This window comes from Actinomadura formosensis (genome assembly GCF_050948385.1).
GTDB lineage: Bacteria > Actinomycetota > Actinomycetes > Streptosporangiales > Streptosporangiaceae > Spirillospora > Spirillospora formosensis.
In genome coordinates this window covers 4445130-4460099 of record NZ_CP192011.1, presented here as the reverse complement: position 1 = coordinate 4460099, position 14970 = coordinate 4445130, and the positions used below count along the sequence as shown (strand labels likewise).

At 73.2% G+C, this 14970-nt stretch carries 11 protein-coding genes; 5 read left to right on the top strand and 6 right to left on the bottom strand.

Translation table 11 applies throughout. The features are described 5' to 3' along the window. Positions 1–17 precede the first annotated feature (17 nt). Both ACQP1N_RS21240 and ACQP1N_RS21235 read right to left on the bottom strand, forming a co-directional pair. Complete coding sequence (locus ACQP1N_RS21240) at positions 18–3497, bottom strand: protein kinase domain-containing protein (RefSeq protein ID WP_433226176.1); 3480 nt, start codon at positions 3495–3497, stop codon at positions 18–20. Between the two features lie 237 nt (positions 3498–3734). Beyond that, on the bottom strand, positions 3735–4793 hold the full coding sequence (locus tag ACQP1N_RS21235; protein WP_067807184.1) for a rod shape-determining protein: 1059 nt from the start codon (positions 4791–4793) through the stop codon (positions 3735–3737). Between the two features lie 274 nt (positions 4794–5067). Here ACQP1N_RS21235 and ACQP1N_RS21230 point away from each other — a divergent pair, with 274 nt between their 5' ends. Both ACQP1N_RS21230 and ACQP1N_RS21225 read left to right on the top strand, forming a co-directional pair. Beyond that, entirely contained in the window at positions 5068–5880 is an 813-nt protein-coding gene (locus ACQP1N_RS21230) for a PP2C family protein-serine/threonine phosphatase (RefSeq protein WP_433226173.1), read from the top strand. Then, entirely contained in the window at positions 5877–7715 is a 1839-nt protein-coding gene (locus ACQP1N_RS21225; protein WP_433226171.1) for an N-6 DNA methylase, read from the top strand. Before ACQP1N_RS21230 ends, ACQP1N_RS21225 begins: the two co-directional genes overlap by 4 nt. Before the next feature lie 176 nt (positions 7716–7891). Here ACQP1N_RS21225 and ACQP1N_RS21220 read toward each other — a convergent pair whose 3' ends face one another. The 3 genes from ACQP1N_RS21220 to treS form a co-directional block, all read right to left on the bottom strand. Then, positions 7892–8857 carry a C40 family peptidase gene (locus tag ACQP1N_RS21220; RefSeq protein WP_433226169.1) on the bottom strand — a complete coding sequence of 322 codons (966 nt, stop codon included), beginning with the start codon at positions 8855–8857 and terminating at the stop codon, positions 7892–7894. A gap of 156 nt (positions 8858–9013) precedes the next feature. Then, positions 9014–10417: a maltokinase N-terminal cap-like domain-containing protein gene (locus tag ACQP1N_RS21215; RefSeq protein WP_433226167.1), complete on the bottom strand. Its 1404-nt coding sequence runs from the start codon at positions 10415–10417 to the stop codon at positions 9014–9016. 2 nt (positions 10418–10419) lie between these two features. Next, entirely contained in the window at positions 10420–12270 is a 1851-nt protein-coding gene (treS, locus tag ACQP1N_RS21210) for a maltose alpha-D-glucosyltransferase (RefSeq protein ID WP_433226165.1), read from the bottom strand. Between the two features lie 476 nt (positions 12271–12746). Here treS and ACQP1N_RS21205 point away from each other — a divergent pair, with 476 nt between their 5' ends. Then, positions 12747–13157 (top strand): hypothetical protein, encoded by a 411-nt coding sequence (locus ACQP1N_RS21205; protein WP_067807549.1) that lies wholly within the window; start codon positions 12747–12749, stop codon positions 13155–13157. 2 nt (positions 13158–13159) lie between these two features. Continuing rightward, a complete protein-coding gene (locus ACQP1N_RS21200; RefSeq protein ID WP_433226163.1) occupies positions 13160–14014 on the top strand; it encodes an STAS domain-containing protein in 855 nt (284 codons plus the stop codon). Between the two features lie 104 nt (positions 14015–14118). Here ACQP1N_RS21200 and ACQP1N_RS21195 read toward each other — a convergent pair whose 3' ends face one another. Then, positions 14119–14454, bottom strand: coding sequence for an STAS domain-containing protein (locus ACQP1N_RS21195; protein ID WP_067807541.1), 336 nt, complete (start codon positions 14452–14454; stop codon positions 14119–14121). 240 nt (positions 14455–14694) lie between these two features. On the opposite strand from ACQP1N_RS21195, the gene ACQP1N_RS21190 reads away from it, so the two are divergent. Continuing rightward, entirely contained in the window at positions 14695–14970 is a 276-nt protein-coding gene (locus tag ACQP1N_RS21190) for a sulfurtransferase TusA family protein (RefSeq protein WP_067807537.1), read from the top strand.

The window sequence follows — 14970 nt, the reverse complement described above, 5'->3', positions numbered from 1 at the left end:
GCCCGAACAGCTGAGGATCATGGTCGTCCCTTTCCGTCCTCGAACGTGTGGTCCCAGTCGAGTTCCCAGGCCCGCATCACGTGGTCCCGGCCGCGCGTCACCGCGAGGTGGGCGTCGGCGCTGAGGCCGACCCACTCGACGGCGGTCGTGTGCGCCTTGAGGGTGTGCAGGCAGCGCCCGGCCGGCAGGTCCCAGACGCGCAGCGTCCCGTCGGCCCCGCCGGAGACCGCGAACCTGTCGCCGGTGCCCTGGGCCAGGCAGGTGACCGGCTCCGGCGGGTGGTGCAGGAGGCGTTCGGCGCGCAGGTCCCAGACGCGCAGGGCGTGGTTCGGGCCGACGGTGGCGGCGATGCCGCCGTCGGCGTGCACGCGGATCGAGGCGAGGCTCTGCGACGGGCCCCGGACGTAGCCGGTGGCCTCGCCGGTCGTCCCGTCCGCCGTCCACAGGGTGCCGACCGTGTGCCCGCACGACACCACCGTGCGGCCGTCCGCGCTCATGGCGGCCGGTGTCTGGCCCGGCAGGATGTGCGCGCGCCGCTCGTCCAGCCGCCACAGCTTCACCACACGGCCGAGATCGCCCACCAGGAGGGTCCGGGCGTCGGGACCGAAGCGAAGGGAGAAGACGATCCCGTTGTGCCTTTTGAGGACGTGTTTGCGCTTGCCCTTGGCGAGGTCCCAGACACGGACGACGCCGTCCTCGTCGCCCGATGCGGCGAAACGTCCGTCCGGGCTCACCGTCAGCGCCCTGACCTCGGCGCGGTGCCCGCCGAGGACGTCGGCGCATTCGCCGGACGCCACGTCCCACACCCGGACCCTCCCGTCGCTCGCCCCGGTCAGCAGCCGGCGGCCGTCGGGGGTGAAGGCGGCGCAGTCGACGGACGTGCCGCCCACCTGGAGTCTGTGCAGGAGGTCGCCGGACGCCGCGTCCACGAGCCACACGATCGACCAGCCGCCGAACGCCACCGCGAGGACGCCGCCGGGGCTCAGGACGCTCCTGCTCACCGCCTTGCGTTCGGTGTCCGGAAGCTCCCGCCCCCGCCAGGCTCCCAGCAGGTCCGTCCGGCGGCCGCGCCGCCCGGCCGCACGCCACAGGGCGAGCAGCTCGCGGCTGCGTTCGTGACCGGGAACGTTCCGCGCGGCGCGCAGCTCCGCCGAGGCCCGCGCCCAGTCTCCGCCCTCCGCGAGGCGGCGGGCCCGGGAGAGGGCGAGGCCCACCATGTCGGCCTCCCGTGCCAGTTCCGCCGCCGTGCGCGGACGGGCGTGGCTCCACGGTGCGCGCGGCCCGGCGTCCGCGAGCCGCCACGCCTGGACGGTCGATCCGCCCGGGGCGGTGACCGCGTGGCGCCCGTCGTCGCTCAGCGTCAGCGCCCCGGCGAGGGTGCCGCGGCCCGGCAGCGTGCGGAGGCACCGCCCTTCGTCCAGGTCCCACAGTTGCAGTCCGTCCGGGCCGCTCGCCAGTGCCCGCGTGCCGTCGCCGCTGACCGCGAACCGGGTGTCGCGTCCGACCGGGAGTTCCACGGTCCGCAGCGGGCGGCCCGCCACGGCGTCCCAGACGCGCAGCTCCGTCCCGGTCACGGCGAGCGCGATACGTCCCCCCGCGCTGAGCGCGACGCGCGCTCGCGGTATCGATGTCGTCCGGACGAGCATGCCCTTGGCGGCGTCCCACACTCGCAGGCGCATGGTGGTGGGCTCCCACCTGACGACAAGGCCGTCGCCGGTCACCGCGACGGCTCCGCCGAGGCGGTGCGCGAGGTCCTGTTCCTTCTGCAGGGTGCGGACGCAGCGCCCGCCGCCCGTCTCCCAGAGCCGGACCGCCCCGTCCTCCGCGGCCGACACCAGGTGTGAGCCGTCCGAGGTGAACGCGAGGGAGTCGACCCGGCCGGCGTGGTCGCCGAGCCGGTGCAGGAGGGTTCCGGACCGGACGTCCCACACGAGCACGGCCCGGTCCGCGCCGGCGGAGGCCATGAACCGGCCGCAGGGACTCAGCGCGACCGCGCTCACCCCGCCCGCGAGCCCGGCGGAATGCGCGGGCAGCGTGTGGACGCAGCGTCCGGTCGCCAGGTCCCAGACGCGCACGGTGCCGCCTTCGGAACCGGGCGGGGGAGGGTTCGAGCCGTCCCGGCCGCCGCTCACCGCCAGGTCCGCGTCGGCCCCGAGCGCGACGGCGCTGACCGAGCCGGCGTGACCCGCCAGGACCGCGGGCGGCGCCGCGGCGGGCAGCCGCCGCGCGCGTTCCAGCGCGGCGGCGGGCTCCGGGGCGTCCGGCGCCCGCCGGGCGGCCGCCTCCAGCAGCGCCGCCGCCTCGGCCGTGTCGCCGCGTTCCAGATGGACGAGCCCGAGCAGGTGATCGCCGATCCAGCCGTCCCGGTGCGCCGCGCGGACCTGCTCCAGCTCACCGATGAGCTGCGCGTCCGTCATCCGCCCCGCGCGCCAGAGGCGCAGGCCCCGGTTGAAGACGGCGTGCGGATGGTGCGGGTCCGCCCGCAACGCACGCTCCCACAGGGCCTCCGCCTCCTCGGGGTGGCCGAGGTCGAGCATGGACAGCGCCTGGTTCGACAGCCCGTCCGCGAGCAGCGTCGCGGGGGCGGGCCGGTCCCGCGGATACGGGGCGCCGGTGACCTGCGCGTACACAGTGGCGAGCGCGTCGGCCAGCTCGTCCATCCGGTCGGGACGCGAGGAGGGGTCCGGCCGGAAGCACGCGCGGAGCAGCTCCGCCAGGCCCGGCGGCAGGATTCCCGCCGCCCGCACCGCGAACTCCTCGAACACCTGCCCGCCCAGCGCGCCCGACCGGGTCGGGGGGCCGCCGGTGAACATCGACAGGACGCTGAGCGCCCACGACCACACGTCCGTCGCGCGGGTCAGCGGCGCCCGGTCGCCCGCCGCGGCCCGTGCCTGCTCGGGGGAGCAGTACGCCGGGGTCAGCCCGGCGAAGCTGACCGCCGGGTCGGCGTCCGGGCGCGGGATCCCGTCCTCACCCGCCCGGATCCGCGCCTTCGCCAGCCCGAAGTCGGTGACCTTGACCGTCCCGTCCGGGGTGAGCATCACGTTGGCGGGCTTGACGTCCTGATGGACGAGCCCGTTCCGGTGCGCGTGGTCCAGCCCCCAGGCGAACTGGATCGCGATGTCGATGATCCGGCCCGTGGCGCGGCGCGGGTCCGGGTCGCCCAGCCGCCGGTCCCGGATCGCGTCGGCGAGGCTGCCGCCGCCGACCCACTCGGCGAACACGCCGGGCAGCGGGCCGAGCCGGCGCACATAGGCGCAGTTCACGATGTGCGGGTGCATGCCGAGCCCGACCCACGTCTCCGCCTCCGCCTCGAACTCCCGCAGCGCCGGCTCGGACCTGACCAGCTCGGGACGGGGCACCTTCATGGCCAGCTCGGCGTCCCAGCCGCGGTGCCGCACCCGGTAGACCAGCCCCATGCCGCCGGTGGCGACCACGTCGCGCACCTCGTACAGATCGAGCACGACATCGCCGCGCTGCCACACCGCGTCGATCATGTGCAGGATCCTACGGATTCGCCGGCTTGTTCCTCTACCTTGGCCGCCATGGAAGATCACTTCCCCGACGAGGACACACCGACGATTCCGGACACCTGGCGGCGGCGCTGACGGCCGACGAGCCAGCCCGCACCGTGCGCGCCTGAGCCGGCGCGCACATCCGGCTCCTCACCACGGCCGAACTCCGCTGACGCGTCGGGCGGGGCAGGCCGGGCGGGGCAGGCCGGGCGGGGCAGGTCAGTACTCGGGCACGGTCGTCAGCACGCTGGGACGCGGCGACGAAATGCGCGCGGACGGCTCCTGCGACCCGGCCGAACGCAGTACCTCCCCGGCGCCGAGCACGGCCGCGTCGCCGGGGTCGTCGCTGGGCCGCGCCTCCAGCCCGGTCTGCTCCCGGATCAGCCGCTCCAGGCCGGGCAGCCGGGCGCAGCCGCCGGTGAGCGTGATGCCGACGTGCAGCAGTTCGCCGGAGATCTCCGAGGAGCAGCCGGTCAGCCCGGTGCAGATCGCGTCCACGATCCGCGCCACCGGACCGGCGATCGCGCGGCCGACGTCCAGGGTGGTGAGGACGATCCCGCGCGGCATCCCGGTGGCGAGGTCGCGCCCGGTCACCACGATCTCCCGGACCGGGCGGCGGTCGAGCGGCGGGACCGCCCCGACCTCCAGCTTCGCGACCTCGGCGGCGGAGGGCGACAGCGCCACCCGGTGCTCGCGCCGCACCAGCGCGACGATCGCCCTGTCCATCGCCGAGCCGCCGACGTGCGCGGTGTGCGCGGTGACGAGGCCGCCGAACGCGATCACACCGACGTCGGTGATGTCCGCGCCGATGTCGGCGATGACCGCGATCTCGGGCCGCTTGGAGGAGGTCATCCCCATGCCGATGGCGGCGGCGATCGGCGTCGGCACGAGGGTGAGATGCCGCGCCCCGGCCTGGTACGCGGAGAACTGCAGGGCCCGGTAGTGGACGGAGGTCATCCCGCTCGGCACCGTGATGACCATCCGGGGACGGGCCGTGTGGTGCCGCTTGTGGTGCCGCCGGACCAGGTGCCGCATCAGGTACTCGGCCTCCTCGGTCTCCGTCGGCACACCTTCGCGGATCGGCCGGACGATCGTGACGTCGGGATTGCGGCCGGCCATCTCCCGCGCGGGCAGCCCCAGCGCGAGGATGCGCCCCGTCTCCCGGGACCGCGCGAGCACGGACGGCTCCCGGCACACGACGCCGCGGTCCCGCACGTGCATCCGCACGGTGGCGCTGCCCAGGTCGATAGCGGTGTCGCGGCCCGCGAAATCCCACATCGCGTCCTCCCAATCGCCCCGAAAGTCGCAAGAGTCTTGTTGATGCCCTTGTGACCTGCGGTGATGCTCATGGCCGGGTAAGTGAATGGCAACGTCCTGGCGACCCGGGACCCGGAATGCCCGGAGCGCCGCGTGCCAGGCGTCCACCCGTGCCGCACCCGCACCGCTCCGGCCGCACCGGGGGCGTGGGCGGGGAGGGCAACTGTGCTGCCGCAAGCCGAGTATGCCCATGAAATGCTTGTGAATTGAGTTTTAGCGTGTTTCCCTGAGGTGCATGGCTCACCATGCGCTCAGGTTCACCGCCGGAACGGACATCGGCAGGCGGCGCAAGGTGAACGAGGACTCGGCGTTCGCCGGCCCCCGGCTGCTCGCGGTCGCGGACGGAATGGGCGGCCACCCGCACGGCGACCTCGCCAGCCGGACGGCGATCACGACGCTGGCCGGGCGCCCGCTCACCGGCGACCCCGCCGCCGGCCTCGCCGCCGCGGTGGCCGAGATCGCCGCGCGGCTGGACGAACTCGGCCGCCAGGAGCCCGAACTGGCCCGGATGGGCACGACCCTGACCGCGATGGCGTGGGACGGGACGCGGTTCGCGGTGGCGCACATCGGCGACTCCCGCGCCTACCTGCTGCGCCGCGGTGACCTGTTCCAGTTGACGCGCGACCACACGGTGGTGCAGTCGCTCGTGGACGCCGGGCAGCTCACACAAGCCGAGGCCGCACAGCATCCGGCGGGATCGGCGCTGGTCAAGGCGCTGCAGAGCGGCGGCAGCGGTGAGCCCGACGTGTTCCGGCACGATGCCCTGCCCGGCGACCGGTACCTCCTGTGCTCCGACGGCCTGTCCGGGGTCGTCCCGCCCGAGGCGCTCCGCGCCGCCCTGGCCGCGGCGGCCCGTCCGGCGGACGCCGTCCCGCGTCTCATCGACCTTGCGAACCGCGCCGGTGGCCCGGACAACATCACCTGCGTCGTCGCGGACGTCGTCCCGGCCGCGGACGCCCCGGCCGCGGAACCGCTGCTGCTCGGCGCCGCGTCCGGAACCGGCTCCGGACGCCCGGCCGGGCTCGGCCGCCGGTTCCGCCGCGCATGAGCGGCGATCCGGGTGTGACCGCGGGCGACATCGCCCGGCTGGCGCGGGTGGGACGCGCGACGGTCAGCAACTGGCGCCGCCGGCACGACGACTTCCCGCGCCCCGCCGGCGGGACGGCGGCCAGCCCGCTGTTCTCCCTCGCCGACGTCGAGGACTGGCTCCGCCGCAACGGCAAGCCCTTCGAGGTGTCCCTCGGCGACCGGGTCTGGCAGCGGCTCCGCGCGTCCGGCGACGACTTCGGTCTCGCCGACCTCGTCGGCTGGGCCGGGCTGCGCCTCCTCGACCTGCGCGGCGACGCCGGGCAACTCCCGTGGCCGGACCTCGAACCCGACGATCCCGGCCTTCCCGGCATGCTGGCGGACCTCGCCGCCGAACACGGCCACGCCGCCGCGTTCGACCTGCTCCTCCAGCGTTACGTCCGGGCGCACTCGCGGCGGCTCGGCGTCACCCCGGCGGACGTGGCCGGGCTGATGACACGGCTCGTGTGCCGCGGCGGCGACACCGTCCTCGGCACCGTCCTCGACCCCGCCTGCGGCCTCGGCACGCTGCTGCTGGCGGCCCCCGGAGCGCGGCGCGCGCTCGGCCAGGAGAGCGACCCGTCCGCCGCGCGCATCGCCGCGGTCAGGCTGCGGCTCGCCGGGACGCCCGCCGAGATCGTCCCCGGTGACTCCCTGCGCGCCGACGGTTTCCCCGGCGAGGCCGCCGACGCGGTCGTCTGCGACCCGCCGTTCGGCGACCGCGCGTGGGGCCACGAGGAACTCGCCGGCGACCCGCGCTGGGAGTACGGGCTGCCGCCGCGCGGCGAGCCCGAGCTCGCCTGGGCGCAGCACTGCCTGGCCCGCGTCCGGCCCGGTGGGCACGCCGCGGTGCTGATGCCCGCGGCCGCCGCGAGCCGCCGGCCCGGCCGCCGCATCCGCGGCAACCTGCTGCGCGCGGGCGCGCTGCGAGCCGTGATCACGGCGGCCCCCGGCGGCCCCGACCTGTGGCTGCTGCGCCGCCCCCGCCCCGGCGAGCGTCCGCCCGCCGCCGTCCTGCTGCTGGACGCCGGGGGCGACCCCGCGCGAGCCGAGGACGAACTGGCGCGGCACCCGGACGGCGAGTTCTGCGTACCGGTCATCGACCTGCTCGACGACGAGGTCGATCTCAGCCCGGCCCGGCACCGCCCCCGGCAGACCGCCGAGGCGTTCGGCCGCCGTTTCACCGAGGTCACCGAGCGCCTGCGCGCCACCGCCCCGGCCCCACCCGGCCTGGAACTGCGCATCCCGCCCCGCCCGCTGCCGGTCACCACGATCTCCGAGCTGGCCAAGGCCGGCGCCGTCGCGATCAGCCACGCCCCCGCCCGGCCACCGGCGGGCGGCGGCGTCCCCGTCCTCACCGTGGACGACGTGCGCGCCGGGACCGGCCCCTCCGGCACGGCCGCCGCGGGCCCCGGCCTGATCATGCTCGAATCCGGCGACGTCGTCGCCACCGCGGCGGGCTCGGCCCGCGTGGTCGAGGAACCCGGCGCCGCCCTCGGCCCCCACCTCACCCTCTACCGGCCGGACCCGGAGCGGCTCGACGCGCACTTCCTCGCCGGCGTCCTCACGTTCGCGCACAACACCCGCACCGGCACCACCTCGTCGAGCCGCATGGACGTCCGCCGGACGCGCGTCCCCCGCCTCTCCCTGGAACGCCAGCGCGCCTACGGCCGCGTCCTCCGCGAGCTGACCGGCCTGACCGAGACACTGCGCGAAATGTCCACCCTGGGGGAGGCCCTGGTCCGGCTGAGCTTTGACGGCCTGCTCGACGGCCACCTCGGCCCCCGGGAGGACGATGCTCATCGCGGACAGGTATGAGCTGGCCGAGCTCCCCCTCGGCCGCGGCGGAATGGGCGCCGTCCACGCCGCCGGCACCCGGTCCCGAACGCGTGTACGCGCAGATCGTCGGCCAGGTCCTTACGGGCCGGCGGCGGACCCGGCGGGCGAACGCCTTCCGGCGCCGGATGCCCGGCACCGGGACGGCGCAATGGATGTCACAGGGCGGTGTATTCGGCCCATGGGCGAGTGTTCGGTTTTGATGCGGGACGGCCGGGTGGCGCGTCCTGTTGTGCCGGGGTGTATCGGGGGGCGGTCATCCGGGGAGTGCCAGTCGCAGCGGGCAATGCGTCGGCGGCGGGCGGAGACTGGGGGGTCCGCTGATCATCTGGCGGTTTCCGGAGCGCCGTCTCCCGCACGCCCTTTCGGCCGGTTTCCCTGGCGAGCTCCTTCACCGACGGCGACCACTTCTTATAGGCGGGGGCGCCGGGGCGTACCGCACCTGCGAACTGGCTCTTCCGCCATGCGGAGAGCTCGTCGATGCGCACTCTCGCACCGGTGTGGGGAGAGTGCAGGAATCGGCCGTGACCGGCGTAGATGCCGACGTGGCCGCGGCCGTGGAAGAAGATGAGATCCCCGGGCTCAAGGTTCTTCAGCTTCACCTTCCGCTTGACCTCGCGGTACTGGTCGTAGGTGACGCGCGGAATCTTCACGTCCGCCTTGCGCCAGGCCGCCATCGTGAGGCCGGAGCAGTCGTAGCTGTCCGGGCCCTCGGCGCCCCACCGGTACGGCTTGCCGATCTGCTTGCGGGCGAACCCGAGCGCCTTCTTCGCCTTCGCACGCTGGGCCGCCTCCCTCTCCCGGTACCTGTCGTACGCCCGCACCTGCGCCAGCGTTCCGGCGTCCAGACGCAGGCTCTGCGGCGACATGGAATCGAGTCCCGTGGGATTGACGGCCATGGGATTGACCGCCATGGGATTGACCGCCGCCTGCGCCGGCGCGCTCAGCGGGACCGCCCGTGCCGGCGCGCTCGGCGGGACGGCCAGCACGAGCCCGGTCGCCGTCGCGGTGACGGCCGCGAGGAGCATTCCCTGTTTTCGCCCGGACGTCCGGGTGTGGCCGGAATGGCCGCCGGATATTTCGTTTCCGGTGCGGTCGTCATGCGAGTTGCGTGCGATGAACATTTCCGTGCTCTCCGTTCCCATTGTCGGGTTTTCTCCGGTGGCAGATCAACAACCTGCCGAGAACCCGGGTACCCGCTGATCGCCGCGGAATTGAGAGAGCCGGATGGTTTTACATGATCATGGCGGGGAATTGGATGCGCGCATCGGTGTTTTTGATCAAGTGATCAGATGGGCGAGCGACTTCAGCGGGACGGGCAGCCAGGCCGGCCGGTTTCGTGCCTCGTACCGCACCTCGTAGACGGCCTTCTCGAATTCGAACGCGTGCATCAGCACCGAATGCGCGGCCGGGTCGGGCCCGCCGGCGGCCGCGTAGCCGCGGCAGAACGCCGCCCGGTTCCGCGCCGCCCAGGCGTGCGCCCGGGTCTCCAGATGCGGCCCCGACTCGGTCGGCACCGTCCCCGCCTTGGTGATGAGGAACCGCGCCGCGTACTCGAAGGAGCGCAGCATCCCGGCGACGTCCCGCAGCGGATGCGCGAGGGCGCGGCGCTCGCTCTGCGTGCGGGCCGGCTCGCCCTCGAAGTCCAGCAGCGCCCAGCCCGACTCGGTCCGCAGCACCTGGCCGAGGTGGTAGTCGCCGTGCAGCCGCTGGACGGTCAGCGGCGACGCCTGCGCGGCCAGATCGAGGAAGACCGCGGTGAGCGCCCTCGCGTGCGGTGCCAGGCCGGGCACGGAGCGGCAGGTGGCGGTCAGCTCGGCGTGCATCCGCGCCGCCATGGCGCGCACCTCCTCCGCGGGGATGACCGTCACGCCGAACGCGTCGCCGAGCGCCCGGTGCACCTGCGCCGTGGCCGCGCCGAGCCGCTCCGCCTCGGCGGCGAAGTCGCCGCCGGCGGCGCTCGCATCCAGTTCCGCCCACTCGTCGCCGGGCGGCGGCGGGTGGGCGAACCAGTCGCGGACGCTCGCGATCGCCAGGCTCCAGCCGTCCGCGCCGGTGTACAGGTAGTCCGACAGCAGCCCGAGCGTGACGGGTCCGGCGCCGTCCGGGCCGGGCTCCAGCTCGATCCAGCCGCGCACGGCGGGGACGTGCGCGCAGCCGCCGCGGGTCAGCGCGAGGTTGACCTCCAGGTCGAGGTTGACGCCGTCGCCGAGCCGGCGGAACAGCTTGCAGATGTAGGCGTCGCCGAACAGCAGCGAGGTGTTGGTCTGCTCGGCGGTGATGGGCAGGCTCGCCAGGTCGGTGCGGATGCGGGCGCCGTCGAGGTGATGGAACCGCAGCGGCCCGATGGACGCCCCGCCCGCCAGCGCGTCCAGCAGGACACGGGTCAGCTCCGGGTCGTGGGCGGCGTCGTACAGGCGCGCCTCGGGCGTGCCGCCGATCTCCACGTGCCGGAGCCGGTCGGGCAGGTGCCTGCGGACGCCGAGAAGCAGCTGGTAGCGGTCGGGGACTCCGTTCCGCCGGACATCGAGGACGAGGTGGTGCAGGGCGGGGTCGCCGGCGCGGAGTTCGGTGGCGGCGCCGACGGACACGTCGCCGATGTCGCCGTCCTTGGCGCCGAACCACCGCTGCCGGGGCAGCCATTCCGCGAGGTCTCGGGTCAGGTCCGTTCGGGGTGGCAGCACGGTCAGACGGTCCTTCCCGCGCCCACGATCTGCTCCGCGTCGTCGTCGTCCGGCGGGACGAGCTGGAACCAGTAGAAGCCGTGCCCGGGAAGCGTCAGCAGATAGGGGAGCTCACCGATGGCCGGGAACTGGACGCCGCCCATGCACTCGACGGGGAAGTAGCCCTCGAAGCGCCGCAGGTCGAGTTCGACCGGCTGCGGGAAGCGCGACAGGTTGCTGACGCACAGGATCGTGTCCATCTGGCCCCACGGGCTCTCGTCCTCGGTGATCTCGCGGGTGAAGGCCAGGACGGAGGGGTTGGAGGCGGACAGTTCGACGTAGGAGCCGACGCCGAAGACGGGGTGGCGTTGCCGGATCTCGATCATTTTGCGGGTCCAGTGCAGCAGGGATCCGGGGTTGTTGGCCTGGGCTTCGACGTTGACGGCCTGGTAGCCGTAGATGGGGTCCATGATGACCGGCAGGTAGAGGCGGGCGGGGTCGCAGGCGGAGAATCCGGCGTTGCGGTCGGGGGTCCATTGCATGGGGGTGCGGACGGCGTCGCGGTCGCCGAGCCAGATGTTGTCGCCCATGCCGATTTCGTCGCCGTAGTACAGGACGGGGGAGCCGGGCAGGGACAGCAGCAGGGCGGTGAACAGTTCGAGTTGGTTGCGGTCGTTGTCCAGGAGGGGGGCCAGGCGGCGGCGGATGCCGATGTTGGCTTTCATGCGGGGGTCTTTGGCGTATTCGGTGTACATGTAGTCGCGTTCTTCGTCGGTGACCATCTCCAGGGTGAGTTCGTCGTGGTTGCGGAGGAAGATGCCCCATTGGCAGGATTCGGGGATTTTGGGGGTTTGGGCCATGATTTCGGAGATGGGGTAGCGTTGTTCGCGGCGGACGGCCATGAAGATGCGGGGCATGACGGGGAAGTGGAAGGCCATGTGGCATTCGTCGCCGCCGGCGGCGGGGTCGCCGAAGTATTCCACGACGTCGTCGGGCCATTGGTTGGCTTCGGCGAGCAGGACGCGGTCGGGGTAGAGGCGGTCGACTTCGGCGCGGACGCGTTTGAGGTAGGTGTGGGTTTCGGGGAGGTTTTCGCAGTTGGTGCCTTCGCGGGCGTACAGGTAGGGGACGGCGTCCAGGCGGAAGCCGTCGATGCCCAGGTCCAGCCAGAAGCGCAGGTTTTCCAGCATGGCGTCTTGGACGGCGGGGTTGTCGTAGTTGAGGTCGGGTTGGTGGGAGAAGAAGCGGTGCCAGTAGTACTGGCCGCGCATGGGGTCGTAGGTCCAGTTGGAGGATTCGGTGTCGATGAAGATGACGCGGGCGTCGGGGTAGCCGGTGTCGTCGTCGGCCCAGACGTAGAAGTCGCCGAAGGGGCCGGTGGGGTCGGTGCGGGAGGCCTGGAACCAGGGGTGCTGGTCGGAGGTGTGGTTCATGACCAGGTCGGCGATCACGCGGATGCCGCGGGCGTGGGCTTGTTCGATGAGTTCCACGAAGTCGCCGAGTTCTCCGAATTCGGGGAGGATCTGGGTGTATTCGGAGATGTCGTAGCCGCCGTCTTTGAGGGGGGATTGGTAGATGGGCAGCAGCCACAGGCATTGGATGCCCAGCCATTGCAGGTGGTCCAGGCGGGAGATCAGCCCGCGCAGGTCGCCGTAGCCGTCGTTGTTGGAATCGGCGAACCCGCGCACCGACACCTCGTAGAACACCGCCGTCTTGAACCAGTGCGGTGTACGCGGTCTCTCCTCGCCGAACGGGTCGGGGACCGCCCCCGCGGCCGGCGCGCCGGCCGCTCCCCGGCCGAGCCGGACGGCCGCCTGCGGCCCGGTGACCTGGTCGGACGTGCTGTTGGTGGGTTTGTTCGGCTGGCCGTGCATGGGTCACCCCGGGTGTGTTGGAGACATCTAGATCAGCAATTCCCGCCGTCCGCTACGGGGACGTGCACGACAGGCAACCATCCGTAAAAAGTTCCGTACGGTACGTGACCGTTCTGTCGGTTTCGGTGGCGTGCCGCCCTGGCCCGCCGGACGAGCGGGACCATGGCCGGGGAAGATCGCGCGGCCTCCGCGGGAGGATTCGGCGGCGGGCGGCGTCGGGAATGGTCAGCGTTCGGCAGCGGCCGGGCATGGTGCGGGAAAAACACGCAAAGACCCGGCTGTTCACGGCTCGTTCGCCGGGGCCGCGGTTCGCGAAGCCTTGCCGCGCGGCGGTTGTGTCATGTCCGTCTTTTTAGGTTCGCCGCTTTTTCTGTCGCAAGCCTCGGGTAGGTCATTTCCAACCTCAGAACCCGCCATATCGGCGGGTTCTGCCTCATTCGGACGGAAAGTGTCCGTCCACACCGATCGGAGGGACAGTGGAGCGCTGGGAGAAGTCGCCATCGGTCGTACCGGCGCGCGATGACCTCGTAGCGCGGCTGCGCGTTCGCTTCGCCGAGATCCCGGCTGAGAACGTGCGCCGCTGCGTGGACGACCTGTGGTGCTGCTGCGCCCATCTCGGAGTACGGCCCGAGGAAAGGACCATCGAGCGCCTCGCGGCGTCCCGGCTGACGGGCGTCCTGCGGGGTGCCCGTCCGCCCTATCCGGACGGGCGGACGGCGTCCGCCCCGCCCGGCTCCACCGTCCCCGGCCGGCGTCCCGCGGGCACGCGCCCGGCCGCGCCGCCGCGTCCGCCGCGCCGTACCGGCCGCGTGCCCGCCGAGCCCGCCGACCTGACCGCCTCGTCCCGGCCCGCCCGCGCGGCCGTGAAGACCCCGATCGGGATGTGACTATGAAGGACACGACCGTTCCGGGTCTGAGCGTCGAGACCCGGCGAGGGTTCATCGTGCTGAGCCTGCCCGCGCAGATCAGCTGGCAGAACTATGCGGGGATCCGGGAGGGGGTGAACAAGGCGCTGTCGCTGGCCACCGGCGGCCCGTCCCCGGAGAGGCGGCGCACCGGGGTCGTCGTCGACTTCGGTGACACGGTGCTGCTGGACGCGGCCGGGCTGGTCCTGCTGGCCCGCGCGGAGACCCGGGCGCAGTTGCTCGGCTGCCCGCTGCGGGCCGTGGTGCCGGCACTGTCCGCCCACGTGCGGCGGGCCCTGCACCTCACCGGGCTGGCGCGGCTCGTCCCGGTGTTCCCGGACATCGCGTCGGCGACGGACGCGCCCGTCCCGGCGCCCGTTCCGGCCGGCGCGGCCGGGAACGTCGACACGACCCACGTGCTCGACGCCATCCGTGCCCTGCATCCGGGGGACGCCGGGCTCACGCCGACACCGCCCGCCCCGTCCGAACTGAAGATCACCACGACGGAGGCCGGCGACGGCGACCATACGGTCGTCCATCTGTCCGGCGTGCTGGACGAGGTCACGGTGCCGCGGCTCGGGGAGACGCTGACCTCCCTGGTCGAAGGCGACCTGCGGCACCTCATGGTGCGGATGCACGAGCGGCTCGGCATCCGCTGCGACCCGCTGCCGATCCTGCTCGGCATCCGCTGGCGCGTCGCCGCCGAGGGCGGCTGCCTGGCGCTGCCCGCGCTGCCGACCCGGCTTCGCGAGATCATCGACCGGGAGGGCCTCGGCTCGGTGTTCACCGGCTGCCGCTCCCTCGAGGACCGCCTGCTCAGCAGCGCCGAGCCGGCCTGATCCCGGCCCGCGGCAAGCGCGTCGGCCGACGGGAACGAGCAGGATCCCGGCGGGACCCGCCCGCCGGGATCCTGCTCGCCGCCTGACCGTTCGGCCGGGTGCGGCTAGCGGTGCGCGGCCAGGGCCTCGCGCGCGGTCGCCACGTCCGGCGCGATCGCGACGCGCCGCTGCAGACCCGCCACCTCCGACACCCGGCGGACGAAGCCGCGCGGCGGCAGCACCACCCACATCGGCACGCCCAGTTCGCTCGCCCGCAGCTGCGACCGCGTGATCACGCTGAGCCCGTTGGAGTCGCAGAACGTGCAGCCGGACAGATCGAGGATCAGGGCCGGTGCCCCGGAGTCGAGGAGTTCCATGGCCTGGGCGAGGATCGCCTCGCCGTTGGCCAGATCGACCTCGGCCGGGAACGTGAGCGTCCCGCAGGTCTCCGTGCTCTCCACCCGTGCTGCTCCGAGATCCATCGCTCGCCCCAAGGCCGGTTTCCTCATCTGGATGACAACGGGGGGTGCTTCACTGCGACTGTAAGCCCCGAAGCTGGACGGAACCTGAAAGAAAGGGTCAAGTCTGGGACGTCCCTCTCTGGGCGTTTCTCGATCGCCCGCCCCGCCCTCGCCTGACGGCCTCGTTGGGACAAACCTCTATATTTCCCCCAGCGGTCTGCTAGAACCGGGGATGTGGGAGTGAGTGCTGACCCAGTGGTCATCGACGGCGGCGATCGTTCCTGCGTGCGTCTCCTGCTGGAGTTGCGCGGCCACCTCGCCGGCCTGGCCCCCGGCACCGTCGTCCACCTGATGGCCACCGACCCGGCGGCCCCCATCGACCTTCCCGCCTGGTGCCATCTGACCGGCCACACCTACCTCGGCCCCGTCGAGGGGGCTCCGACCTCCACCTATGCCCTCCAGGTGACCGCCGATCCCCGCCTCACCGCTCCCGAGTCCCCCTGGCGGCCCGGCTGA